The 20554-nt window shown below is 66.7% G+C and carries 23 protein-coding genes; 8 read left to right on the forward strand and 15 right to left on the reverse strand.

The genetic code is table 11. From position 1 onward, the window contains the following. Positions 1-23: 23 nt before the first annotated feature. Both AC0J5K_RS13555 and AC0J5K_RS13560 read left to right on the forward strand, forming a co-directional pair. Complete coding sequence (locus tag AC0J5K_RS13555; protein ID WP_074836206.1) at positions 24-755, forward strand: esterase/lipase family protein; 732 nt, start codon at positions 24-26, stop codon at positions 753-755. Further along, positions 745-1893, forward strand: coding sequence for an alpha-D-ribose 1-methylphosphonate 5-triphosphate diphosphatase (locus AC0J5K_RS13560; protein WP_420398604.1), 1149 nt, complete (start codon positions 745-747; stop codon positions 1891-1893). Before AC0J5K_RS13555 ends, AC0J5K_RS13560 begins: the two co-directional genes overlap by 11 nt. A 76-nt stretch (positions 1894-1969) precedes the next feature. On the opposite strand, the gene AC0J5K_RS13565 is transcribed toward AC0J5K_RS13560, so the two are convergent. From AC0J5K_RS13565 to AC0J5K_RS13580, 4 genes are all read right to left on the reverse strand, one after another. Then, entirely contained in the window at positions 1970-3043 is a 1074-nt protein-coding gene (locus tag AC0J5K_RS13565) for a 5-(carboxyamino)imidazole ribonucleotide synthase (RefSeq protein ID WP_274566029.1), read from the reverse strand. After that, positions 3036-3524, reverse strand: a complete 489-nt coding sequence (purE, locus tag AC0J5K_RS13570; protein ID WP_048532826.1) for a 5-(carboxyamino)imidazole ribonucleotide mutase — start codon at positions 3522-3524, stop codon at positions 3036-3038. Before purE ends, AC0J5K_RS13565 begins: the two co-directional genes overlap by 8 nt. A 152-nt stretch (positions 3525-3676) precedes the next feature. Then, on the reverse strand, positions 3677-4630 hold the full coding sequence (locus AC0J5K_RS13575; protein WP_274566030.1) for an endonuclease/exonuclease/phosphatase family protein: 954 nt from the start codon (positions 4628-4630) through the stop codon (positions 3677-3679). A gap of 6 nt (positions 4631-4636) precedes the next feature. Continuing rightward, the gene (locus tag AC0J5K_RS13580; RefSeq protein ID WP_048532827.1) at positions 4637-4861 is read right to left on the reverse strand and encodes a YdcH family protein; all 225 of its coding nucleotides are present in this window, start codon (positions 4859-4861) and stop codon (positions 4637-4639) included. 157 nt (positions 4862-5018) lie between these two features. Here AC0J5K_RS13580 and AC0J5K_RS13585 point away from each other — a divergent pair, with 157 nt between their 5' ends. Then, the gene (locus AC0J5K_RS13585) at positions 5019-5432 is read left to right on the forward strand and encodes an Hsp20 family protein (RefSeq protein WP_048532828.1); all 414 of its coding nucleotides are present in this window, start codon (positions 5019-5021) and stop codon (positions 5430-5432) included. A 5-nt stretch (positions 5433-5437) separates the two neighbouring features. Next, entirely contained in the window at positions 5438-5665 is a 228-nt protein-coding gene (locus AC0J5K_RS13590) for a DUF1150 family protein (RefSeq protein WP_048532830.1), read from the forward strand. Positions 5666-5771: 106 nt separating this feature from the next. Here AC0J5K_RS13590 and AC0J5K_RS13595 read toward each other — a convergent pair whose 3' ends face one another. Then, positions 5772-7847, reverse strand: a complete 2076-nt coding sequence (locus AC0J5K_RS13595) for a bifunctional sulfate adenylyltransferase/adenylylsulfate kinase (protein ID WP_420398605.1) — start codon at positions 7845-7847, stop codon at positions 5772-5774. A gap of 125 nt (positions 7848-7972) precedes the next feature. Next, on the reverse strand, positions 7973-8884 hold the full coding sequence (locus tag AC0J5K_RS13600) for a LysR substrate-binding domain-containing protein (RefSeq protein WP_274566032.1): 912 nt from the start codon (positions 8882-8884) through the stop codon (positions 7973-7975). Positions 8885-8993: 109 nt separating this feature from the next. Between AC0J5K_RS13600 and AC0J5K_RS13605 the strand changes: the two genes are divergently transcribed. Further along, positions 8994-9527, forward strand: a complete 534-nt coding sequence (locus AC0J5K_RS13605; protein ID WP_274566033.1) for a DUF6647 family protein — start codon at positions 8994-8996, stop codon at positions 9525-9527. A 78-nt stretch (positions 9528-9605) separates the two neighbouring features. Here AC0J5K_RS13605 and trxB read toward each other — a convergent pair whose 3' ends face one another. Beyond that, positions 9606-10610 carry a thioredoxin-disulfide reductase gene (trxB, locus tag AC0J5K_RS13610; protein WP_048532834.1) on the reverse strand — a complete coding sequence of 335 codons (1005 nt, stop codon included), beginning with the start codon at positions 10608-10610 and terminating at the stop codon, positions 9606-9608. Between the two features lie 201 nt (positions 10611-10811). On the opposite strand from trxB, the gene AC0J5K_RS13615 reads away from it, so the two are divergent. Further along, entirely contained in the window at positions 10812-11312 is a 501-nt protein-coding gene (locus tag AC0J5K_RS13615; protein ID WP_048532836.1) for an Lrp/AsnC family transcriptional regulator, read from the forward strand. A 13-nt stretch (positions 11313-11325) separates the two neighbouring features. Here AC0J5K_RS13615 and AC0J5K_RS13620 read toward each other — a convergent pair whose 3' ends face one another. Then, positions 11326-12939 carry a hypothetical protein gene (locus tag AC0J5K_RS13620; protein WP_274566034.1) on the reverse strand — a complete coding sequence of 538 codons (1614 nt, stop codon included), beginning with the start codon at positions 12937-12939 and terminating at the stop codon, positions 11326-11328. 165 nt (positions 12940-13104) lie between these two features. Here AC0J5K_RS13620 and AC0J5K_RS13625 point away from each other — a divergent pair, with 165 nt between their 5' ends. After that, on the forward strand, positions 13105-13296 hold the full coding sequence (locus tag AC0J5K_RS13625) for a DUF1127 domain-containing protein (protein WP_274566035.1): 192 nt from the start codon (positions 13105-13107) through the stop codon (positions 13294-13296). Between the two features lie 15 nt (positions 13297-13311). Here AC0J5K_RS13625 and AC0J5K_RS13630 read toward each other — a convergent pair whose 3' ends face one another. The 6 genes from AC0J5K_RS13630 to idi form a co-directional block, all read right to left on the reverse strand. Then, on the reverse strand, positions 13312-13959 hold the full coding sequence (locus AC0J5K_RS13630; protein WP_274566036.1) for a pseudouridine synthase: 648 nt from the start codon (positions 13957-13959) through the stop codon (positions 13312-13314). Positions 13960-14007: 48 nt separating this feature from the next. Then, positions 14008-14925, reverse strand: coding sequence for an EamA family transporter RarD (gene rarD / locus AC0J5K_RS13635; RefSeq protein WP_074836191.1), 918 nt, complete (start codon positions 14923-14925; stop codon positions 14008-14010). 261 nt (positions 14926-15186) lie between these two features. Then, on the reverse strand, positions 15187-16017 hold the full coding sequence (kdsA, locus tag AC0J5K_RS13640) for a 3-deoxy-8-phosphooctulonate synthase (RefSeq protein WP_274566037.1): 831 nt from the start codon (positions 16015-16017) through the stop codon (positions 15187-15189). Beyond that, complete coding sequence (locus AC0J5K_RS13645; RefSeq protein WP_048532842.1) at positions 16014-16805, reverse strand: 3-deoxy-manno-octulosonate cytidylyltransferase; 792 nt, start codon at positions 16803-16805, stop codon at positions 16014-16016. Before AC0J5K_RS13645 ends, kdsA begins: the two co-directional genes overlap by 4 nt. Further along, positions 16802-17773 carry a KpsF/GutQ family sugar-phosphate isomerase gene (locus AC0J5K_RS13650; RefSeq protein ID WP_274566038.1) on the reverse strand — a complete coding sequence of 324 codons (972 nt, stop codon included), beginning with the start codon at positions 17771-17773 and terminating at the stop codon, positions 16802-16804. Before AC0J5K_RS13650 ends, AC0J5K_RS13645 begins: the two co-directional genes overlap by 4 nt. Before the next feature lie 71 nt (positions 17774-17844). Beyond that, a complete protein-coding gene (gene idi, locus AC0J5K_RS13655) occupies positions 17845-18375 on the reverse strand; it encodes an isopentenyl-diphosphate Delta-isomerase (RefSeq protein ID WP_048532844.1) in 531 nt (176 codons plus the stop codon). A 193-nt stretch (positions 18376-18568) separates the two neighbouring features. Between idi and AC0J5K_RS13660 the strand changes: the two genes are divergently transcribed. Next, on the forward strand, positions 18569-19039 hold the full coding sequence (locus tag AC0J5K_RS13660; protein WP_274566039.1) for a c-type cytochrome: 471 nt from the start codon (positions 18569-18571) through the stop codon (positions 19037-19039). Positions 19040-19157: 118 nt separating this feature from the next. Here AC0J5K_RS13660 and AC0J5K_RS13665 read toward each other — a convergent pair whose 3' ends face one another. Then, entirely contained in the window at positions 19158-20528 is a 1371-nt protein-coding gene (locus AC0J5K_RS13665) for an aspartate aminotransferase family protein (protein ID WP_048532846.1), read from the reverse strand. Positions 20529-20554 lie beyond the last annotated feature (26 nt).

Raw genomic sequence — 20554 nt, forward strand, 5'->3', positions numbered from 1 at the left:
GCCCGCCGCTTATCTGAGGCCTCATGCGTCTTGTCCTTGCCCTTGTCCTGTTCATGCTGCCCGGCGTCGTCCGGGCCGAGTGCATCGTCTTCCTGCACGGCCTGGCCCGCAGCGAATACAGTTTCGCGGTGATGGAACAGGTGATGCGCCTCGAAGGCTATGACACGGTGCTGCCCTCCTATCCCTCGACCTCGGCCGATGTGGAAACCCTGGTCGGCAAGACCCTGCCCGAAGCCCTGGCGCAATGCGGCACCCAGACCACGCATTTCGTCACCCACTCCATGGGCGGCATTCTGCTGCGCGTCTGGCTGCGCGATCACGGCACGCCCGACAATCTGGGCCGCGTGGTGATGCTCGCCCCGCCCAACCACGGTAGCGAGCTGGTGGACGAGCTCGGCGGGCTCGAGCTGTTCCGCTGGATGAACGGCCCGGCCGGGCTGCAACTGGGCACCGATCCCGAAAGCCTGCCGCCGCAGCTTCCCCCGGTGGAGGCAGAACTCGGCGTGATCGCCGGCAACCGCTCGCTCAACCCCTATTTCTCGTCGCTGATCGACGGGCCGGACGATGGCAAGGTCTCGGTCGCCTCGACCAAGGTCGAGGGCATGGACTGGCATATTACCCTGCCGGTCACCCATACCTTCATGATGAACAATCCGATCGTGATACAACAGACCCTGCTGTTCCTGCGCGAAGGCCGTTTCGACCCCGGCATGGATCTTGCCGACATGCTGTTCGGAGATGACGATGCCAATTGATCTCACCTTCACCGGCGCGCGCTGGCTCTCGCCGCATGGGCTGCGCGGCGGGCCGCTGGCGATCTCCGGCGGGTTGGTCGGCGCGGCGGCTGGCGGGCGCCCTGTCGACGTCTCCGGCAAGTTGATCCTGCCCGGCATCGTCGATCTGCACGGCGACGGTTTCGAACGCCATCTCGCCCCCCGCCGCGGCGCCATGACCGACCTTGCCGCCGGGTTGGTCTCGGCCGAAGCCGAACTGGCCGCCAATGGCATCACCACCGCCGTTCTGGCGCAATTCTATTCCTGGGAAGGCGGGCTGCGTAGCCCCGAGTTCGCCAGGCGGATGCTGGCGGCGCTGGCCCGGGTGCGGCCGCAGCTCGACACGGATTTACAGGTCCAGCTGCGGCTCGAGACCCATATGATCGACGATTTCCCGACGGTGCTCGGGCTGTTGGCAGAGCATGACATCCGCTATGTCGCCTTCAACGATCATGTGCCGCACGACCGGCTGGCTTCCGGCCGCGCGATCCCGCGGCTCACCGGCACGGCGCTGAAATCCGGCCGCAGCCCCGAAGCGCATCTGGCGCTGATGCAGGCGCTGCATGCGCGCTCTGCCGAAGTGCCGGCGGCGCTGGATGCGGTCTGCGCCGATCTGCGCCGGCGCGACATCCGCTACGCCAGCCACGACGATGCCAGCGCCGAGGACCGCGCCACCTGGGCCGCCCGCGGCGCCGCGATCAGCGAATTCCCCGAGACCCGCGAGGCCGCCCAGGCGGCGCGGGACCGTGGCCAGCCGGTGGTGCTTGGCGCGCCCAACGTGGTGCGCGGCGCCAGCCACAAGGGCAAGGTCTCGGCCCGGGCGCTGGTCGAGGACGGGCTCTGCACCGCGCTGGCCTCGGACTACCACTACCCCGCCCCGCGCAACGCGGTCTGGCAGCTGGTCGATCTCGGTCTGCTCGATCTGGCGCAGGCCTGGGCGCTGATCTCCTCCGGCCCGGCAGCGGTCCTTGGCCTGACCGACCGCGGCACGCTGGCGCCCGGCCAACGCGCCGATCTGGTGGTGCTCGACGCCACGACCCGCCGGGTCGAGGCGACGCTTTGCGCCGGGGTCTTCACCCATCTGGCCGGCGAAACCGCCCGCCGGCTGGTCACCACCTGACCCCGTCCCGGACCCCGATCCGGGACCTCCCGTATCGCAGGTTTTCGCAGCAGAGAGCCCCCTGCCGCCAACGGGTTTATCCTACGGTCTTCACCCGGTTCACATGCCCCATCTTGCGCCCCGGCTTGACCTCGGTCTTGCCGTAGAGATGCAGGCTGGCATGGCGCTCCCTGGCAATCTCCGGCACCCGGTCCATGTCCTCGCCGATCAGGTTTTCCATCACCACATCGGCATGTCGGCCGCCATCGCCCAGCGGCCAGCCCGCCACGGCGCGGATATGCTGTTCGAACTGATCGACGGCACAGCCCGCCTGGGTCCAATGGCCCGAGTTATGCACCCGCGGCGCGATCTCGTTGACCACGAGGCCCCGGCCGGTGACAAAAAGCTCCACCCCCATCACGCCGACATAATCCAGCGCATTGAGGATCTGCCCGGCCAGCAGCACCGCATCGGCCTGCATCATCGGCCGGATCTCGGCCGGCACCGTGGTGGTGCGCAGGATGCCACCGTCGTGCACATTCTCGCCCGGGTCGAAACAGGCCACTTCGCCGGTCACCCCGCGCGCCGCGATCACCGAGATCTCGCGTTCGAAATCTACGAAGCCCTCCAGCACCGCCGGCGCGCCCGCCATGTCGGCCAGCGCCTGACCGGCATCGCCCGGCCCCATGATCCGCGCCTGGCCCTTGCCGTCATAGCCGAAGCGCCGGGTCTTGAGGATCGCCGGCGTGCCGATCCGCGCCAGCGCCGCCTCGAGCGATGCCGCGTCACCGACATCGGCATAAGGCGCCACCGTCAGCCCCGACCCCGACAGGAAATCCTTCTCGATCAGCCGGTCCTGGCTGACCCGCAGCGCCTCGCGCCCGGGCCGGATCGGCCGCAGCGCCTCGAGGATATCGAGCGCCGCCGTCGGAATGTTCTCGAATTCATAGGTGATGACATCGACGCTCTCAGCAAAGGCCCGCAATGCCGCGGCATCGTCATAGCCCGCCGTCGTCACTTTCCAGGCGACATCACCGGCCGGCGGATGGGCCCCCGGCTCGAAGACATGGCAGCGAAAGCCCAGCCGGCTCGCCGCCACCGCGAGCATGCGGCCAAGCTGGCCACCGCCCAGAATGCCGATCACCGCCCCCTGCGCCAGAGCCTTATTCATCGACCGGCACCTCCGGGATCGAGGCCGAGAGCGCAGCACGCCAATCCTCCAGCCGCTGCGCCAGCCCGGCATCCTGCAACGCCAGAATGCCCGCCGCCATCAGCCCCGCGTTTTTCGCTCCCGGCGCGCCGATCGCCATGGTCGCCACCGGATAGCCGCGCGGCATCTGCAAGATCGAATACAGCGAATCGACCCCCGAGAGCGCCCGGGTCTGCACCGGTACGCCGATCACCGGCACCCGGGTCTTCGACGCCATCATACCCGGCAGATGCGCCGCGCCGCCGGCGCCGGCGATGATCACCTGCACCCCCCGGTCCACCGCCGTCTTGCCGTAGTCCCAGAGCCGGTCCGGCGTCCGATGCGCCGAGACGATGCGCGCCTCATAGGCCACGCCCAGCTCGTCCAGCACATCCGCCGCTTCCTTCATGGTGGGCCAATCCGACTGGCTGCCCATGATGATGCCCACTACCGGCTCTGTCATCGCATCCCCTCACGTTAGGAAGGCCGCACTATAGCCAGAGCGCCCCCATTGGCAACGGCCCCGCCGGTCGCAGCGGCAGCATTTTCGCATTCCCGTGGCTTCTTCTCTTGAAAAATACCGCCGGGGGAGGCCGCAGGCCGGGGGCAGCGCCCCTAATCCCCGAAAGTCACATCCACCACCACCGGGTAATGGTCGCTCGGCCAGACCGGCCCCAACCGCTCGCGAAACACCGCCGCCGGGCGCAGCGCGCGCAGCCCCGGCCCCAACCCGACATGATCGATCGCGCCAAAGAGGTTGAGCCCGCGATCGAAGTGATAGGTCGCCCCCGGCACCGGCACGAACCGCAGCCCCTCCGCCTCCAGCGGCGCCAGCAGCGCCGAGCCCGCCAGCGCGTTGAAATCACCCAGCACCACCATCGAATGGCCCGCCGCCCGCCAGTCCGCCAGCCGCGCGCGGATCAGCACGACGGATTTGCGCCGGTTGTCCAGGCTGGAATAATCCAGATGCAGGTTCAGCACCCGAAACACCGCGCCGCCCCGACGGTCTCGGAACTCGGCCCAGGCGGCAAAGGCCGGCCAGGAGCCATTGAAGGTGCGCGAATAGATCACCTCCGGCGTCTCGGAAAAGAAAAACCAGCCCTGATCCAGCAATTCGAGCCTGGCGCGGCGGTAGAGGATCGGCTGGGTCGGCGGAAATTCCCGCCAGGGCCCGGTGGCCGCGGCGGCATAGCCCGGGTTCTGCTGCAACAGCCAGTCGCGGGCGAGGTTCTCGTCGCTGCCCGAACCGCCGGCGAAGCTTTCCATTTCCTGAAAGGCCACCAGATCGGCCGCGAGCGCCTTGAAGGTCGCATCCAGAACCGGCTTGCGCCGGCGCCAGTCCGCCAGCGACCAGCGGCCGGTGTCGCGCCGGGTAACGATGTAATGCACGTTGTGCGTGGCCAGCCGCAGCCCGCCCGGCACAGGTGGGCCCAGCGCCGGCCCGCCCGAGAGACGCAGATGCTGCACCCCCAGCGCCAGCAGCAGGAGGCCAAACAGCCCCAGGACGCCAAGCAGCGCGCGCCGCAGGCGTTGGGGCCAGACTTTGGGCCGGACCGCAAGCCGCGCCATGGCGGATCAGGCGATGATGTCGGGCAGCAGCCGGTCCTCGATCTGGGCGATCTTGTCCTTCAGCATCAGCTTTTTCTTCTTCAGCCGCTGAATGGTCAGCGCATCGGCGCGGCCCTCGGCCTGAAGCGCATCGATCGCCTGGTCGAGATCGCGGTGCTCGCGTTTGAAGACCTCGAGTTCAACGCGCAAGACCTCGTCGGTCTTCATCGCCAGTTCGGTCTGCATGTTCATCCGGGTATTCTCCATCGCGGGCAGGTGTTCAGGATACTGTGTTCAAAGGCTTTTGGCAAAGGCCTTGCAGCCCACCGGATGCCACACCATATTCGTTGTGAACCGGTTGCCGCTGACGGGGCCGGTCAAGAGATGTCGCTTTGCCAAAGGACGTGTCATGACAAAACTGACCCTGGGCTCCTACCCCCATATGCTGGGGTTCGAGCAGCTGGAGCGCCTGCTGGAACGCACGGCGAAGACCGGCAACGAAGGCTATCCGCCTTTCAATATCGAACAGACCTCCGATCATTCGTATCGCATCACTCTGGCCGTGGCCGGATTTGCCGAGGGCGATCTCTCGATCACCGTCGAGGACCGACAACTGGTGATCCGCGGCCGCCAGCGCGACGACGGCAGCGAACGTGTCTTTCTCCATCGCGGCATCGCGGCGCGGCAGTTCCAGCGCAGCTTCGTGCTGGCCGATGGTGTCGAGGTGGGCGAAGCGGTGATGGAAAACGGGTTGCTGCATGTCGATCTGACGATGCAACGCCCAGAAACCGTGGTGCAGACGATCAATATCAGGAAAGGGTGAATGTCATGAACACGAATTATGATTTCGGCCAGACGGTGCCGCTCAATATCGTCTATGTGAAACCGGTGGCGGTCGCCGACCTTCCCGAGGAAATCCGCGATCAGGCGCATGGCGCCGAAACGCTTTACGCCGTCCACCGCGAGGATGGCGAGCAGCTGGCCCTCGTGGCCGACCGCAAGCTGGCCTTCGTTCTGGCGCGGCAGCACGACATGGCGCCGGTCGCGGTCCACTAGGCCGCCCTCCCCGCCGTACCGAGCCGGGCGGACACACTCCGTATGACAGGCAAAAGGCCGCGGGATCACCCGCGGCCTTTGTCGTTTTGCGTGGCTTTTGCCGCGATCAGCCGGCGATCAGCCCCATGCTCTCGAGCTTCAGGATCACCTGATGCGCGCAGTTGTCGACCTCGACATTCTCGGTCTCGACGCTCAGTTCAGGATCCGCCGGCACGTCGTATGGATCGGAGATGCCGGTGAATTCCTTGATCTTACCTTCCCGCGCCAGCTTGTAGAGCCCTTTGCGGTCACGCCGCTCGCATTCCTCGAGCGAGGTGGCCACATGCACCTCGATGAAGGCGCCGAATTGCTCCACGTCCTCGCGCACGGCACGGCGGGTGGTGGCATAAGGCGCGATCGGCGCGCAGATGGCGATACCGCCGTTCTTGGTGATCTCGCTGGCGACATAACCGATGCGGCGGATGTTGAGGTCGCGGTGCTCCTTCGAGAAGCCCAGCTCGGAGCTGAGGTTCTTGCGCACGATGTCGCCGTCGAGCAGCGTCACTGGGCGGCCGCCCATTTCCATCAGCTTCACCATCAGCGCGTTGGCAATGGTCGATTTGCCGGAGCCGGAGAGACCGGTAAAGAACACGGTGAAGCCCTGTTTGGCCCGCGGCGGACGGGTGCGGCGCAGCTCGGCCACCACCTCAGGGAACGAGAACCATTCGGGGATCTCCAGCCCCTCTTGCAGACGCCGGCGCAGCTCGGTGCCCGAGATGTTGAGGATGGTGACATTGTCACGGTCCTCGATCTCGTCGGCGGGCTCATATTGCGCGCGCTCTTGCACATAGACCATGTGCTTGAAGTCCACCATCTCGACGCCGATCTCGCTCTGGTACTCGCGGAACAGATCCTGCGCATCATAAGGCCCGTAGAAATCCTCGCCCTGGGAATTCTTGCCGGGGCCGGCGTGGTCGCGGCCGACAATGAAATGGGTGCAGCCGTGGTTGGCGCGGATCAGCCCGTGCCAGACCGCCTCGCGCGGGCCGCCCATGCGCATCGCCAGGTTCAGCAGCGACATGTTGGTGGTCGATTGCGGATACTTGTCCAGCACCGCCTCGTAGCAGCGCACGCGGGTGAAGTGATCGACGTCGCCCGGCTTGGTCATGCCGACGACCGGATGGATCAGCAGGTTGGCCTGGGCTTCCTTGGCGGCGCGGAAGGTCAGCTCCTGGTGGGCGCGGTGCAGCGGGTTGCGGGTCTGGAAGGCCACGACCTTGCGCCAGCCCAGCTTGCGGAACAGAGCGCGCAGCTCGTTCGGCGTGTCGCGGCGGCCGCGAAAATCATAATGCACCGGCTGCTGGATACCGGTCACCGGCCCGCCGAGATAGACCTTTCCGGCGGTGTTGTGCAGGTAGTTGACCGCCGGGTGGGCCGCATCATCGGCGCCGAACACCTTTTCCGCCTCGCGCGATTTGTCGGGGGTCCAGCGATCGGTCACGGTCATGGTGCCGAGGATCACGCCTTCCTGATCGCGCAGCGCGATGTCCTGGCCGATCTCGAGCGAGGCGGCGAATTCCTCGGAAACGTCGAGCGTGATCGGCATCGGCCAGAGCGACCCGTCGGCCAGGCGCATGTTCTCGACAACGCCGTTGTAATCCTCTTCCGACAGGAACCCCTTGAGCGGGTTGAAACCGCCGTTCATCAGAAGTTCCAGATCACAGATCTGGCGCGGGCTGAGATCGTGGCTGACCAGATTGCCGGCCTCCACCTTCAGCTTCTGAGCGCTCTCGTAAGAGACATAGAGTTCCGAAATCGGAGCCAGGTTGTTCTGCATCAATTCAGTCCTGTGTTTGATGTGGACGAGACCGCTGGCGGTGCCCGTCAGTTCGGCATGAAGCGCTTCGTATTCCGCCAGCTTGCGGGCGAGGAAACTCTCGGTCAGCCGGTTCTTTTCCGCTGCCCCGCGCGGGGTCAGCACATAGGCGAACCGCTGGCGCCGGTCGGGCCCCGAACGTTCGCTGATCTTGATGAACCCGGCCGCCTCGGCAGATTTGAGCCGCGTGTTCAGCGTACCCAGCGACAGGCCCAGCGCCTCGGCGATCGACCGCTGCGACGCCTCCGGCGCCAGATCGAGCTGGCGCAGGAGACGAAAGACATTGCCGTCCTCATCGGTGATCGGTTTGGCTTTGGGCGGGGCCATGGGAGCGACTCAAAGTATGTTCAACGCTGAACACATCGCACAAGTCGCCGCCTCAGGAAAGCCCGAAGCGGCGGCGCAGGCACGCCGTTGCCGAAATGCCGCTTTGCAGCAGCCGCATGACGCGCTCAGGCCAGCGCCGAGGCCACCCGTACCCCGACCTGCTCGCGCGCGACCTCGGCGAAGATCCAGTCGCGAAAGGCGCGGATCATCGGATCGCCGGCCCGCCCCTCGGGATAGGCCAGGGAATAGATCACCATCGGCAGGGTCACCGCCTCGAACAGCCGCACCAGCCGCCCGGATGCCAGCGTGGCCCGCACCACCGCATCATAGGCCAGCGACACCCCCTGCCCTCGCTCGGCTGCGGTGGTTGCCAGCTCGCAACTGGGAAAGACCGGGCCCTGCGGCAGTGCGGCCGGCGTCACTCCGGCGGCCTGGAACCATTCGCCCCAGGCATCGTCGGTCTCGTCGTACATCAGCCGCAGGCGCAGAAGGTCACCGGGCCGGTGCACGGCGGCCCGGTGTTTCAACTCGGGGCTTATCACCGGATAGCGGCTCGATTCCATCAGGGGCTCGGTCGACACACCCGCCGTCGGCGTCACCGACCACTGGATCACCACATCGCTGTCGTTGCTGGCGAAATCGGTCGATGGCGCACCGGTCGAGACCCGAAGCCGCACCCGGTCGCCAAATTCCAGCCGGTCCAGCCGCGGCACCAGCCAGCGCGCCGCAAAGCCCGGCGTGCAGAGCACCCGGAAAGGCCGCGCCCCGGCCTGGCTGACCGCGCGGGTGCTCTCGTCGAGCTGGTCGAGCAGGCCGGTCAGCTTGCCGGCGTAGCCGCGCCCGGTCAGCGTCAGCTCGAGCCGGTTGCCGTCCCGCTCGAACAACGCGGTGTCGAGATATTGCTCGAGCGCGCGGATCTGATGGCTGATCGCCGAGGGCGAGAGGCACAGCTCCTCGGCGGCGTGTTTGAAGCTGCGGTGGCGCGCGGCGGCTTCGAAAGCCCGAACCGCGGCGAAAGGCGGCAAATGTCGGCCCATGGCAGATGAATTCCCTTCATCCGGGGATGAAAAAACGTCTTTTGCGGCATCCCTCGCCCCCAGCGTATCATCAAAGCACAGCCTGACAAAACAAGATGCGGAGGACGTGATGACCTTCCCTTTCCGGGCCAGCCTTGCGCTGGCACGCACAGGCGCCCTATGCCTGATGCTGTCCCTCTTGCCCGCTGCTGCCGAACCGGCCGATCCGCTGGCCTGGCGCACCGCGCCGACGCTGGCCGATCTCGTGGCCCATCTCGACGATTGGCTCGACCGCCGCTCCGATCTGCCGCGCCGTGCCCAGCCGCCCGCCGTGCGGCTTGTCAGCGCCGTCCGGGCCGCCGCGCTGGACGGGCTGTCCTCGCGGCACGCCGCCCTGCGCGGGCTCTACGATGCCGAGGCGCAGGTGATCTGGCTGATCCGTCCCTGGTCGCCGCGCGATCCCTTTGACGTCAGCACGCTGCTGCATGAGTTGGCGCACCACCGACAGGCCGAGGCGCGGCACTGGTATTGCCCCGGCGCGCAGGAACTGCCCGCCTATCGGCTGCAACAGGCCTGGCTGAACGAGTTGGGCCTCGAGCCCGAGGTCAACTGGATCGCGGTGGTGCTGGAATCGGGATGCACGCCGCGCGACATTCACCCCTAGGCGCCGCGTCAAACGCCGCGGGGGGATGGCGGCGCGCCCATCACCCCCGGGGTTGCACCGGGCGGCTTGGACCCCGGCTCAAGCCGGGGTTTCGGCGCCGTAGCCCAGCGGTTCGGTCACCGCCTCGGGGCTGCGCTCGGCTTCGCCGTGCTCGGCCAGGAACTTCTCGGCATCGAGTGCCGCCATGCAGCCCATTCCGGCCGAGGTCACCGCCTGGCGATAGATGTGGTCGGTCAGATCTCCGGCGGCAAAGATGCCCGGCACCGAAGAGCGGGTGCTGCCCGGCTCGACCTTGACGTAACCGCCGTTGTGCAGCTCCAGCGTATCTTTCACCAGTTCGGTCGCCGGCGCATGGCCGATGGCGATAAAGACGCCCTTGCAGGGGATTTCGGTGATCTCGCCGGTCTTGACGTGCTTTACCCGCACGCCCTCGACGCCCTTGGGCATGTCACTGCCAAAGACCTCATCCAGCTCGTGGAACCACAGCGGCTCGATCTTGGGATGTTTCAACAGCCGCTCCTGAAGGATCTTCTCGGCGCGCAGCTCGTCGCGGCGGTGCACCAGCGTGACCTTGGATGCGAAATTGGTCAGGAACAGCGCCTCTTCGACAGCGGTGTTGCCGCCGCCGACCACGACGATCTCTTGCCCGCGATAGAAGAAACCGTCGCAGGTGGCACAGGCCGAGACGCCAAAGCCCTTGAAGGCCTCTTCGCTGTCCAGCCCCAGCCATTTCGCCCGCGCCCCGGTGGCCAGGATCACCGCGTCGGCGGTGTAGGTGGTGCCGCTGTCCCCCTTGGCCACGAACGGCCGCTTGGAGGTATCGAGCGACGTGATGATGTCGCCGATGATCTCGGTGCCCATCGCCTTGGCATGGGCCTCCATCCGCACCATCAGATCGGGGCCCTGCACTTCGGTGTCGCCGGGCCAGTTCTCGACCTCGGTGGTGGTGGTCAGCTGGCCGCCCGGCTCGATTCCCTGCACGAGGATCGGGCTCAGCATGGCGCGGCTGGCATAGACCCCGGCGGTATAGCCCGCGGGGCCGGACCCGATGATCAGAACTTTGGTGTGGCGTGTCTCACCCATGTTGTGCCCCTTTGGCTTGCGCTTGCATGTCAGAGGCCGCATATAGCGATCCCGTCGCCCGACGAAAAGACCATGCAGGGCCGCTATGCGCCCTGACACCGGCCAGACCGGCGCGGCAAAAACAATCTTGCGCAAGAACGAAACATTATTGCGTCGCCTGACAGGGCTGGTATAACAAACGCAATTTCGGCGGAGGGATACATGCCGGGAACTCGACTAGACCCGATAGATCGCAAAATCCTGGCCGAGCTTCAGGCCGACGGGCGGATGACCAATGTCGAGCTGGCCCGCCGGGTCGGCATTTCGGCCCCGCCCTGCCTGCGCCGGGTGCGCACGCTCGAAGAGCAGGGATTCATACGCGGCTACCATGCCGATATCGACGCCCGCGAGCTGGGATTCGAGGTGCAGGTCTTTGCCATGGTCGGTCTGGTCAGCCAGGCCGAGGCCGATCTTTCGGCCTTCGAGGACCGCTGCCGCGCCTGGCCGCTGGTGCGCGAGTGCCACATGCTGAATGGCGAGGTGGATTTCATCCTGAAATGCGTGGCGCCCGATCTGTCGAGCTTTCAGAGCTTTCTGACCGGCGAACTGCTGACCGCGCCCAATGTCGCCTCGGTCAAGACCTCGCTGGTGATCCGCGGCGCCAAGGACGAGCCCGGCGTGCCCTTCGACGTGCTGGAAGCGCGGCTGAGCAAGAGCGCCTGATCCGGCCCGCGACTCAGCCGTCCTGCCGCCACAATTCCTGAAGCGCCTTGTAATAGGCCGGGTCGTGCTGCCATTTCGGCATCAGGTTGCGCGCCATCTCGAAGGTGATGTCGGGATAGGCGGCCCGCCATTTCCGCGCCGCCGCCATTGCCGCATCCTTGTTGCCGGCCAGCCAATGGGTGCCAAAGAGCATCCGGTAGGCCCAGGTCACCCCGGTCCCTTCGCGCAGCCCCTGTTCACAAAGCGCCACCGATTCGTCGAACCGCCGCATCGCCCGCAGCGCGGCAGAGCGGCCGAACAGCCCGTTGAAGCGGAAGGGATCGAGCGGGCTGAGCTGATCGTAGCGATCAAAGGCCGCCATGCCGGTGTCGAACTCTCCGACATAAACCGCCGTCCAGCCCAGCCGCAGCCAGCCCCAGGCGTTGTTCGGATCAAGCAGCAACGCCCGGTCGACCAGGCTCCGCGCCCGGGCAAAATCGTTGAGCGCCAGCCCGCAGGCCGCCGACAGCGCCACCAGCGCGCCGGGATCGTCCTGCACCATCGGCGCCGCCCGAGACACGAGCGTCCGGGCCGCCGCCTGATGCGGTGCGCCGTCGGTTGTCCAAGTGTAGCAGCAGTGATGTGCATGGCACCACGCCTTGTAGGCCATCGCCGGCGCGAAATCCGGCTGATGCAGCAACGCCTGATCCAGCAGTGCGATGGCGCGTTCGTTCTCTTCGCCGCGATGCGCCCAGAAATGCGGCAGCGCGGTCAGCATCAGCTCATAGGCGGTCCGGTCCTGCGGCGGCCGGGCGCGGGCGCGGGCGATCTCGGCGGCGCGCAGGTTGGGCAGGATCTGCCCCGCCACCTGGGCCGCGATCCGGTCGAGCAGGTCGAACAGATCGTCCAGCCGATCATCGAAGCGCGCGGTCCAAAGCGTATGCCCGTCGTGGCCCCGCACCAGCTGCACCGAAATCCGCAGCCGTTCGCCCGCGCGGCGCACCGACCCCTCGACGATGTAATCCGCCTTCAGTCGCGCCGCCGCCTCGGGCACCGAAAGCCCCGGATCGCCCAGCGCAAAAGCCGATTGCCGAGCAATGACGCGGAACTCCTTGCACCGGCTGAGCGCGCTGGTGATCTCGTCGACCACACCGTCGGCGAACATGTCCCGCGCGGCGGCGCCAAATTCCTCGAACGGCAGCACCGCAAGCGTGGGCCGCTCGCCCCGCGCCGCGTCGCCGGCATCGGCGGGCGCCTCTGCGGCGCGCCCCGCCCGTGCCTGCCGCAGCCAGTCCTCGAATCCTTCCGAAGCCAGATCGAACCCCTCGAGCAGATCGCCGGCGCCGCCCTCGTCAACCTGCACCGCGCCGGCATCGAGCCAGACCGCCTGGCGATCCGCCGCCAGAATCGCCTCCGGCACGGCCCGTTTCAGCACCGAAAGCTCCTGTCGCAGCGAGGCGCGCGACTGTTCTTCCGACCGGTCGCTCCAGAGCAGCTCGGCCAGATACCCCCGTTCGGCCCGCATCCCCGGCTGCAACGCCAGACAGACCAGCATCGCCTGCCCCCGCCGCGTCAGGCCGGCCAGCGGCCGGCCATCGCCGGTGGCGATCCGCAAGGGGCCGCGCAGATGGATCACGAGATCGGGCATTTCGGCTGTCAGGCTCCTCTCACCGCCGATTTTACGGTGTATCCGGCTCATTTTACGAAAGTCTTGCACGCGGGGGCGGCCTTTGCACCCGGCTTTTTGCGCTGCTTTTGCAGGCGGCTGTCAGTCTGAGGTCATCCAATGTCATACCTCGAAAGGAGCCCGACCATGCAGATCCATCGCAGCCTCCCCCGCCCCCTTCACCGCCCCGCCACCCGCTCGATCCTGGCCCGCGTTCTGGGCTGGCTGATCGCCGCCGACGGTGCCTATCGCCAACGCCAGCAGATGCGCCGCCTGAGCGACGCGGCACTGCGCGACATGGGGCTCACCCGCCGCGACGCCGATACCGGCGGCCACTGAAACCGGCCGGCGCCCTCAGAACGGCGCCACCGCCCGGAACTTCACCCCATCGCCGCCATCTGGATGGCGGAACCGCAGCTCCTCGGAGTGCAGCATCAGCCGAGGATAGGCCCGCGCCGCGCCGCTGGCATAAAGCGGATCACCGAGGATCACATGCCCCAGCGCCAGGGCATGCACCCGCAACTGGTGGCTGCGCCCGGTCTTGGGCATGAAGCGCACGCGGGTCTCGTCGGCCTTGTAGGATTGGACCCGCCAATCGGTCTGCGCCGCCCGGCCGGTCTCGTGACAGACCTTTTGCAACGGCCGGTTCTCCCAGTCGACGATCAGCGGCAGATCGACGGTGCCGGTGCGCGGCTCCAGCCGGCCCCAGAGCCGCGCGACGTAGGTTTTCCTGACGCCGCGCTTCTCGAATTGCAGACCAAGGTGGCGCTGGGCATGCGGCGTCAGGCCAAAGACCATCACGCCGGATGTGTCGCGGTCCAGCCGGTGCACCAGCAGCGCCGTCGGAAAGGCCTCCTGCACCCGGGCGATCAGGCAATCGGCCAGATGCGGCCCCTTGCCCGGCACCGACAGAAGGCCGGCGGGCTTGTTGACGATGAGGATCTCGTGATCTTCGTGCAGCACGTCGAGCGGCGTGTCGGGGGGCTGATAGCTGTCATCCATGCGCCGAGGGTGTGGCAAATGCGCGGCGCCGCCGCAAGGGGTCACGGGTCAGGCGCCCAGCCGCCGCATGCCGCGCAGCATTGCCACCGAATAGATCACCAACGCCGCCCAGATCATCGGAAAGGCGATCATCCGAGCCTGGCCGAAGGGCTCCTTGAAAACCAGCACCGCGCAGAGAAAGATCATCGTCGGCGCGATATATTGCAGCACGCCGATGGTCGAAAGCCGCAGCCCCTTGGCGCCATTGGCATAAAACAGGAGCGGCACGGCGGTGACGACACCACAGCCCAGAAGCAGCCAGGTGTCCAGCGTCAGGCTGGTGGTGAAATGCGATTGTCCGGTCGCGACCGTCCAGGCGATGTAACCCAGCGCCGGCGGCGTCAGGATCAGCACCTCGAGCAGGAACCCCTGGTTGGGGCCGATCGGCAACTGCTTCTTGGCCAGGGCATAAAATCCCCAGGACAGCATCAGCCCGACCGCCGCCCAGGGCAGCCGCCCGGCATCCAGCGCCAGAACCAGCACCGCCGCCGCCGCCAGGGCGATGGCGGCGATCTGCGCCCGGCTCAGCCGTTCACCCAGCAGGACCGCGCCGAGAAAGACCGAGAACAGCGGGTTGATGTAATACCCCAGCGCCGCGTCGAGCGCACGGTCGTTGGCAATCGCCCAGACGTAGATGCCCCAGTTGATCGACACCAGCGCCGCCGTCACGCAGCCCATCGCCAGCATCCGCGGGTTGCGCAGCGCCTCGCGCAGGGTGGCCGTCCGCCCCAGTGCCACCAGCACCACCGCCGCGATCGGCACCGACCAGATCACCCGGTGCGCCACCACCTCGGCCGGCGGAATATGCGCCAGCAGCTTCATGTAAAGCGGCAGAAAGCCCCAGATGACATAGGCCGAGACGGCAAAGGCCAGGCCCTGCGCGGTATCTTCGTTGGTCTTGGGCTTGAGAGCTTCGGCAGGGCGCATCTGGCGGATCCTTCTGCAAGGCGACCGGATCCTGTTGCCAGAACCGCGCGACAAAGGCGACCCGGAAAATGCGCTCTCTATTGCGGGACCGGGGGCAGAGGGTCGCGCAGCACGCCCCGGCCTCGCGCCGGGGCCTCTCAGCCCCAAGAGAACCCGCCCGCAAGCGGCCCGGGCTGCGGCGCAATCCCCGCGCCCCGGACCTGTTCCGGGGCCTCACGGTTTGCGGCTCGAGGTCCCGGCGCGGGGCCGGGACGCGGGGGCTCAGAGCCCCTTGGACAGCCGGTCGAAAGCCACCAGCCGGTCGATCAGCGCGCGCATCTGATCCACCGGGATCATGTTCGGCCCGTCCGACGGCGCATTGTCCGGATCCTCGTGCGTCTCGATGAAGAGCGCCGCCACACCCACCGCAACTGCCGCCCGGGCCAGCACCGGAGCGAACTCGCGTTGGCCGCCCGAGGTGGCGCCCTGCCCGCCGGGCTGCTGCACCGAATGGGTCGCGTCGAAGACCACCGGATAGCCGGTCTTGGCCATGGTCGGCAGGCCACGGAAATCGCTCACCAGAGTGTTGTAGCCGAAGGAGGTGCCGCGATCACAGAGCATGATGCGCTGATTGCCGGTCGAGGCGATCTTTTCGGCGACATTGCCCATGTCCCACGGCGCCAGGAACTGGCCTTTCTTGACGTTGATCGCGGCGCCGGTCTCGCCCGCCGCCAAGAGCAGATCGGTCTGTCGGCAGAGAAAGGCGGGGATTTGCAGCACGTCCACCGCCTCGGCCGCCGGGGCGCAATGGCTCTCGGAATGCACGTCGGTCAGCACCGGGCAGCCGAATTCCTCGCGGATCTTCGACAGGATGGTCAGGCCTTCCTCCATCCCCAGGCCCCGCTGGGTCGAGATCGAAGAGCGGTTGGCCTTGTCGTAGCTGGCCTTGAAGATGAACCGGGTGCCACTTGGCGCGCAGGCCTCGGCGATCTTCTCGGCCATCATCCGGGCATGGTCGTGGCTTTCGAGCTGGCAGGGCCCGGTGATCAGCGCCAGGGGATCTTGCGCACTGATGGCGATCTCGCCGATGGTGACGGTTCTGGTCTCTGTCATTGCTCTTTCAACACCTTCTCGATCCGCGCCACATCGGCGGGGTTGTTCAGCTCCCAGAACATCCGGCCCCGCGATTCGACCACCACGCAGCGCACCGGCACGCCGTGCACCAGGAAGCGCAGCTGCTCCAGCCCCTCCAGCGTCTCGAGCCGGCTGACACCCCAGAAGGTGTAAGACCGCAGCGCCTCGGGCCGGTAGGCATAGACGCCGACATGGTGATAGACTGGAATGTCGCGCTCGGGCACCTTGGCCGGGTCGATATAGGGCACGATCTCCTTGGAGAAATAGAGCGCCCGGTGATCTTCGCCAAATACCGCCGTGGTGCCTCCGACCCGACCGTTCTGGCGGTCTTCGACAAACATGTCATAGGTCGCCGGATCGCATTGCAGCACCGGCGTGGCCATTTGCGCGCCGGGATCGGCCTTCATCGCAGCGATCAGCTCTTCCACGAACCAGGGCGGCGTCAGCGGCGCGTCGCCCTGGAAATTCACCACCAGATCGGCCGAGATCGCGCCATTGGCCAGCGCCTCGGCGCAGCGGGCGGTGCCGTTCTCGGCCTCGGGCGAGGTCATGATCACCGAGGCGCCAAAACCCTCCGAGGCCTCGCGGATGCGGTCGTCATCGGTGACCACATGCACCTCGTCGACGCCGGCGATCTGGCGCGCGGCCTCCCAGGACATCTGGATCAGGCTTTTCCTGCTGCCGTCCTTCTGTGTCAGCTCGGCCAGCGGCTTGCCGGGATAGCGCGCCGAGGCATAGCGGGCGGGGATCAGGATAACGGTTTTCATGCAACACCTGCGCGCAGAACATCGTGGATATGGAGAATGCCGACCGGGCGGCTGTCGTCATCGACAACCATCAGTGCACCGATCTTGCGCTCGTTGAGCAGTGCCAGCGCCTGGGCGGCAAAGACATCCGGCGTCACCGTCACCGGGTTGCGGCTGGCCAGTTCGCCGGCGGTCATCTTCATCAGCCCGGCCATGTTGCGCCGCAGGTCGCCATCCGAGATCACCCCCACCAGCCGGCCGTCCTCGACCACAGCCGCGATGCCAAAGCTTTTCGAGGTCATGGTGATCAGCACATCCGCCATCGCCATGTCGGCCGGCACCAGCGGCAGCATCTCCGGCCCGTGCATCAGGTCTTCCACCCGGCTGAGCTGGGCGCCGAGCTTGCCGCCCGGATGGAACACCTGGAAATCCTCCGAGCCGAAGCCGCGCAGCTCCATCACCGCCACCGCCAGGGCATCGCCCAGCGCCAGGGTCAGCGTGGTCGAGGTGGTGGGAGCGAGGCCCATCGGGCAGGCCTCGGGGAGTTTCGGCAGGGTCAGCTTGAAATCGGCGGCCTGCATCAGCGTGCTGTTCGGGTTCGACGAAATCCCGATCATCGGGATCGAGAACCGCCGTGTGTGCAGCAGGATGTCGCGCAGCTCGGCGGTCTCGCCGGAATTGGAGATCAGCAGGCAAACGTCATGCCGGGTGATCATGCCGAGATCGCCGTGGCTCGCCTCGGAGGCATGCACGAAATAGGACGGCGTGCCGGTCGAGGCCAGGGTGGCCGAGATCTTGCGGCCGATGTGGCCCGACTTGCCGATGCCCGAGACGATCACCCGGCCCTCGAGCGCGGCCAGCAGCTGCGCCGCCGCCTCGAAATCCTCCGGCAGCGCCCGGCCGAGCGCCAGAAGCGCCTCCGCCTCGGTCTGCAACACCCGGCGCCCGGTCTCTGCCACCGCTGCGAAATCCGCCGCTTGTCTGGTCATGCTGCTGCCTTCATCGCTGTCTTTGCCCTCGGATACACCTTTGCCGGCGCAGGCGCCAGCCCGCCGGCCGCTCAGCCCGCCGGGCCGTGACCAAAGATCGCCGAGGCGTGATCGGCCATGTAGATGCGCATCCAGGGGGTGTAGATCTGCGGCATGGCGGCGATCTCGGCCACCAACTCGGCCCGCGTCACCCAGCGCACCGCCTGCACCTCGTCGGGGTTGGGAATGACCGGCAGGTCGCGGCTGGCCTCAACGGTGAAGATCTCCACCACCTCATGCTCGATCATGCCACCGCCGACATCGGCCCGGTATTCCGCCTGGTGCCGCCAGATCGGGGTGACGGCGGTGATGCCCAGTTCCTGCTCCAGCCGCCGCATGGCACAGGTCTCGGCCGCTTCGCCCCAGAGCGGATGGGTGCAGCAGGTGTTGGCCCAGAGCCCTGGCGTGTGGTATTTGCCCGCCGCGCGCTGCTGGATCAGCACTGCATCGCCAGCCAGCACGAAAACTGACACTGCCTTGTGCCGAAGCCCGCGTTCATGCGCCTCGAGCTTGCCAACGGGTGTCAGCTCTCCGTCAACCCAGGCGGGCACCATGTCTTCCATTATGCCCCTCCTGTCGGTGTCAAAGGCCCCCACGCCCCGGCCGGGGCGCGGCATCTTGTCCGACCGCCTACCCTTTCAGCGCCAAGGAAATCAAGGCTCTGGCGCCATGGCGGGCAGGATTTGCCAAAACGTCGCGCTTGACCTAATGGCCCCGAACCTATGTCCTGAAAGAATTGCTGAGGAGATTTGACCGATGAAGACCCTAGCCCTGACATCGCTTCTGGCTATGGCGCTTGCCATGCCCGCGATGGCCGACAGCCACGGCCCCGACCTAACCGCCACCGGCGATGCAGATGCCGGAGAACAGGCGTTCCGCAAGTGCCAGTCCTGCCACGTCGTCACCAACGACGCCGGCGAGGTGCTGGCCGGCAAGAAGGCCAAGACCGGCCCCAACCTCTATGGCGTCGTCGGCCGTACCGCCGGTACCGTCGAGGATTTTCGCTATGGCAAGGACATGATCGCCGCCGGCGAAGCCGGGCTGGTGTTTGACGAGGCGAGCTTCGTGGCCTTCGTGATGGATCCGAAAGGCGCGGTTCAGGAAGCCACCGGCGACGGTTCTGCCCGCTCCAAGATGAGCTTCCGGGTGCGCAAGGAAGACGAGGCGAAAGACCTCTATGCCTTCCTCAAGAAGATCGGCCCCGATATGGGCGCGGATGGCAGCTGACCGGGCATCCGGGCGGCGCGCCAGAGGCTGACACCGGCGCCCGGAAAGAACCGGGCATGTAACACGCGGCGGGGCAATCCCGCCGCGCTGACGTTGCCGGGCCGCGCTCAGCCCGGGATCACCCCAGAACCAGGCTCACCGCAACGCGGGTCTTTTCCGCCACCTCGTCGGCCTCGGCCGGGGTCAGGCAGAACGGCGGCGCAAAGCCCAGGATATCGCCCTGCGGCATCGCCCGGCCGATTACCCCCTGTTCCAACAGCGCGGCGGCGACCCGGGGGCCGACCTTTTCGGAAGCGTCAAAGAAGCCACGGCTGTCGCGGTCCTTGACGAATTCCACGGCGCACATCATGCCCTCGCCGCGCACGTCGCCGACATGGGCATGCCCGCCCAGCGCCTCGGCCATCACCTTGTTGAAATAGGCGCCGGTCTCGCCGGCGTTCTTGACCAGCCCGAGCGTGTCGATCAGCTTGAGGTTGGCCACCCCGGCTGCGGCTCCGATGGGATGGGCGGAATAGGTCCAGCCGTGGCCAATCGGGCCGTTCTCGTCGGTGCCCTGCTCCAGCACCTTCCACATCTTGTCGGACACGATCGAACCCGAGAGCGGAGCATAGGCCGAGGTCAGCCCCTTGGCGATGGTCATCAGGTCGGGCTTCAGCCCGTAGTGATCCGAGCCCATCATCGAGCCCAGACGGCCAAACCCGGTCACCACCTCGTCGGCCACCAGCAGGATGTCGTGCTTTTGCAGCACCTTCTGGATCGCCGGCCAATAGCCCTCCGGCGGCGGCACGATGCCCCCGGTGCCCAGCACCGGCTCGCCGATGAAGGCGGCGATGGTATCGGCGCCTTCGCGCGCGATCAGCGCTTCCAGCTCGGCGACGCAATGCGCCACGAACTCCGCCTCGCTCTGATCGAGATCGTCCCGGCGGAAGTAATAGGGCGCTTCGGTGTGGACCACCTGCGCCAGTGGCAGGTCGAATTTCTTGTGAAACAGCTCGAGCCCGGTGAGCGAGCCGGTCATCAGACCCGAACCGTGATAGCCGCGCCAGCGCGAGATGATCTTCTTCTTTTCGGGCCGGCCGAGAATGTTGTTGTAATACCAGATCAGCTTGACGTTGGTCTCGTTCGCATCCGAGCCAGACAGGCCGAAATAGACCTTGGACATGTGGTCGGGCGCGCGGTCGAGGATCATCTTGGCCAGGGTGATCGAGGCTTCGGTGCCATGGCCGACATAGGCATGGTAATAAGCCAGCTCATGCGCCTGATCCGAGATCGCCTCGGCGATCTCCTTGCGCCCGTAGCCGACATTGACGCAGTACAGCCCGGCAAAGGCATCGAGCAGGCGATTGCCGTCGCGATCCTCGATGTGACAGCCATCGCCGGTGGTCACCACACGATGTGCGACCTCGCCTCGCGCGAAATCGGCCAGATGGGTGGAGGGGTGAAAGAAATTCTCCCGGTCCCATTGTTCGAGCATGTCGTTTTTCAGCATGATCTTCCTTTCCGCAAGAGGCCGCG

It is taken from the genome of Marinovum sp. E3, assembly GCF_055755275.1.

Bases quoted from the DNA above. Each gene is read 5' to 3' on its own strand.
- AC0J5K_RS13555 (WP_074836206.1), top strand. From the start codon at position 24: ATGCGTCTTGTCCTTGCCCTTGTCCTGTTCATGCTGCCCGGCGTCGTC.
- AC0J5K_RS13560 (WP_420398604.1), top strand. From the start codon at position 745: ATGCCAATTGATCTCACCTTCACCGGCGCGCGCTGGCTCTCGCCGCAT.
- AC0J5K_RS13565 (WP_274566029.1), bottom strand. From the start codon at position 3,043: ATGAATAAGGCTCTGGCGCAGGGGGCGGTGATCGGCATTCTGGGCGGT.
- purE (WP_048532826.1), bottom strand. From the start codon at position 3,524: ATGACAGAGCCGGTAGTGGGCATCATCATGGGCAGCCAGTCGGATTGG.
- AC0J5K_RS13575 (WP_274566030.1), bottom strand. From the start codon at position 4,630: ATGGCGCGGCTTGCGGTCCGGCCCAAAGTCTGGCCCCAACGCCTGCGG.
- AC0J5K_RS13580 (WP_048532827.1), bottom strand. From the start codon at position 4,861: ATGAACATGCAGACCGAACTGGCGATGAAGACCGACGAGGTCTTGCGC.
- AC0J5K_RS13585 (WP_048532828.1), top strand. From the start codon at position 5,019: ATGACAAAACTGACCCTGGGCTCCTACCCCCATATGCTGGGGTTCGAG.
- AC0J5K_RS13590 (WP_048532830.1), top strand. From the start codon at position 5,438: ATGAACACGAATTATGATTTCGGCCAGACGGTGCCGCTCAATATCGTC.
- AC0J5K_RS13595 (WP_420398605.1), bottom strand. From the start codon at position 7,847: ATGGCCCCGCCCAAAGCCAAACCGATCACCGATGAGGACGGCAATGTC.
- AC0J5K_RS13600 (WP_274566032.1), bottom strand. From the start codon at position 8,884: ATGGGCCGACATTTGCCGCCTTTCGCCGCGGTTCGGGCTTTCGAAGCC.
- AC0J5K_RS13605 (WP_274566033.1), top strand. From the start codon at position 8,994: ATGACCTTCCCTTTCCGGGCCAGCCTTGCGCTGGCACGCACAGGCGCC.
- trxB (WP_048532834.1), bottom strand. From the start codon at position 10,610: ATGGGTGAGACACGCCACACCAAAGTTCTGATCATCGGGTCCGGCCCC.
- AC0J5K_RS13615 (WP_048532836.1), top strand. From the start codon at position 10,812: ATGCCGGGAACTCGACTAGACCCGATAGATCGCAAAATCCTGGCCGAG.
- AC0J5K_RS13620 (WP_274566034.1), bottom strand. From the start codon at position 12,939: ATGCCCGATCTCGTGATCCATCTGCGCGGCCCCTTGCGGATCGCCACC.
- AC0J5K_RS13625 (WP_274566035.1), top strand. From the start codon at position 13,105: ATGCAGATCCATCGCAGCCTCCCCCGCCCCCTTCACCGCCCCGCCACC.
- AC0J5K_RS13630 (WP_274566036.1), bottom strand. From the start codon at position 13,959: ATGGATGACAGCTATCAGCCCCCCGACACGCCGCTCGACGTGCTGCAC.
- rarD (WP_074836191.1), bottom strand. From the start codon at position 14,925: ATGCGCCCTGCCGAAGCTCTCAAGCCCAAGACCAACGAAGATACCGCG.
- kdsA (WP_274566037.1), bottom strand. From the start codon at position 16,017: ATGACAGAGACCAGAACCGTCACCATCGGCGAGATCGCCATCAGTGCG.
- AC0J5K_RS13645 (WP_048532842.1), bottom strand. From the start codon at position 16,805: ATGAAAACCGTTATCCTGATCCCCGCCCGCTATGCCTCGGCGCGCTAT.
- AC0J5K_RS13650 (WP_274566038.1), bottom strand. From the start codon at position 17,773: ATGACCAGACAAGCGGCGGATTTCGCAGCGGTGGCAGAGACCGGGCGC.
- idi (WP_048532844.1), bottom strand. From the start codon at position 18,375: ATGGAAGACATGGTGCCCGCCTGGGTTGACGGAGAGCTGACACCCGTT.
- AC0J5K_RS13660 (WP_274566039.1), top strand. From the start codon at position 18,569: ATGAAGACCCTAGCCCTGACATCGCTTCTGGCTATGGCGCTTGCCATG.
- AC0J5K_RS13665 (WP_048532846.1), bottom strand. From the start codon at position 20,528: ATGCTGAAAAACGACATGCTCGAACAATGGGACCGGGAGAATTTCTTT.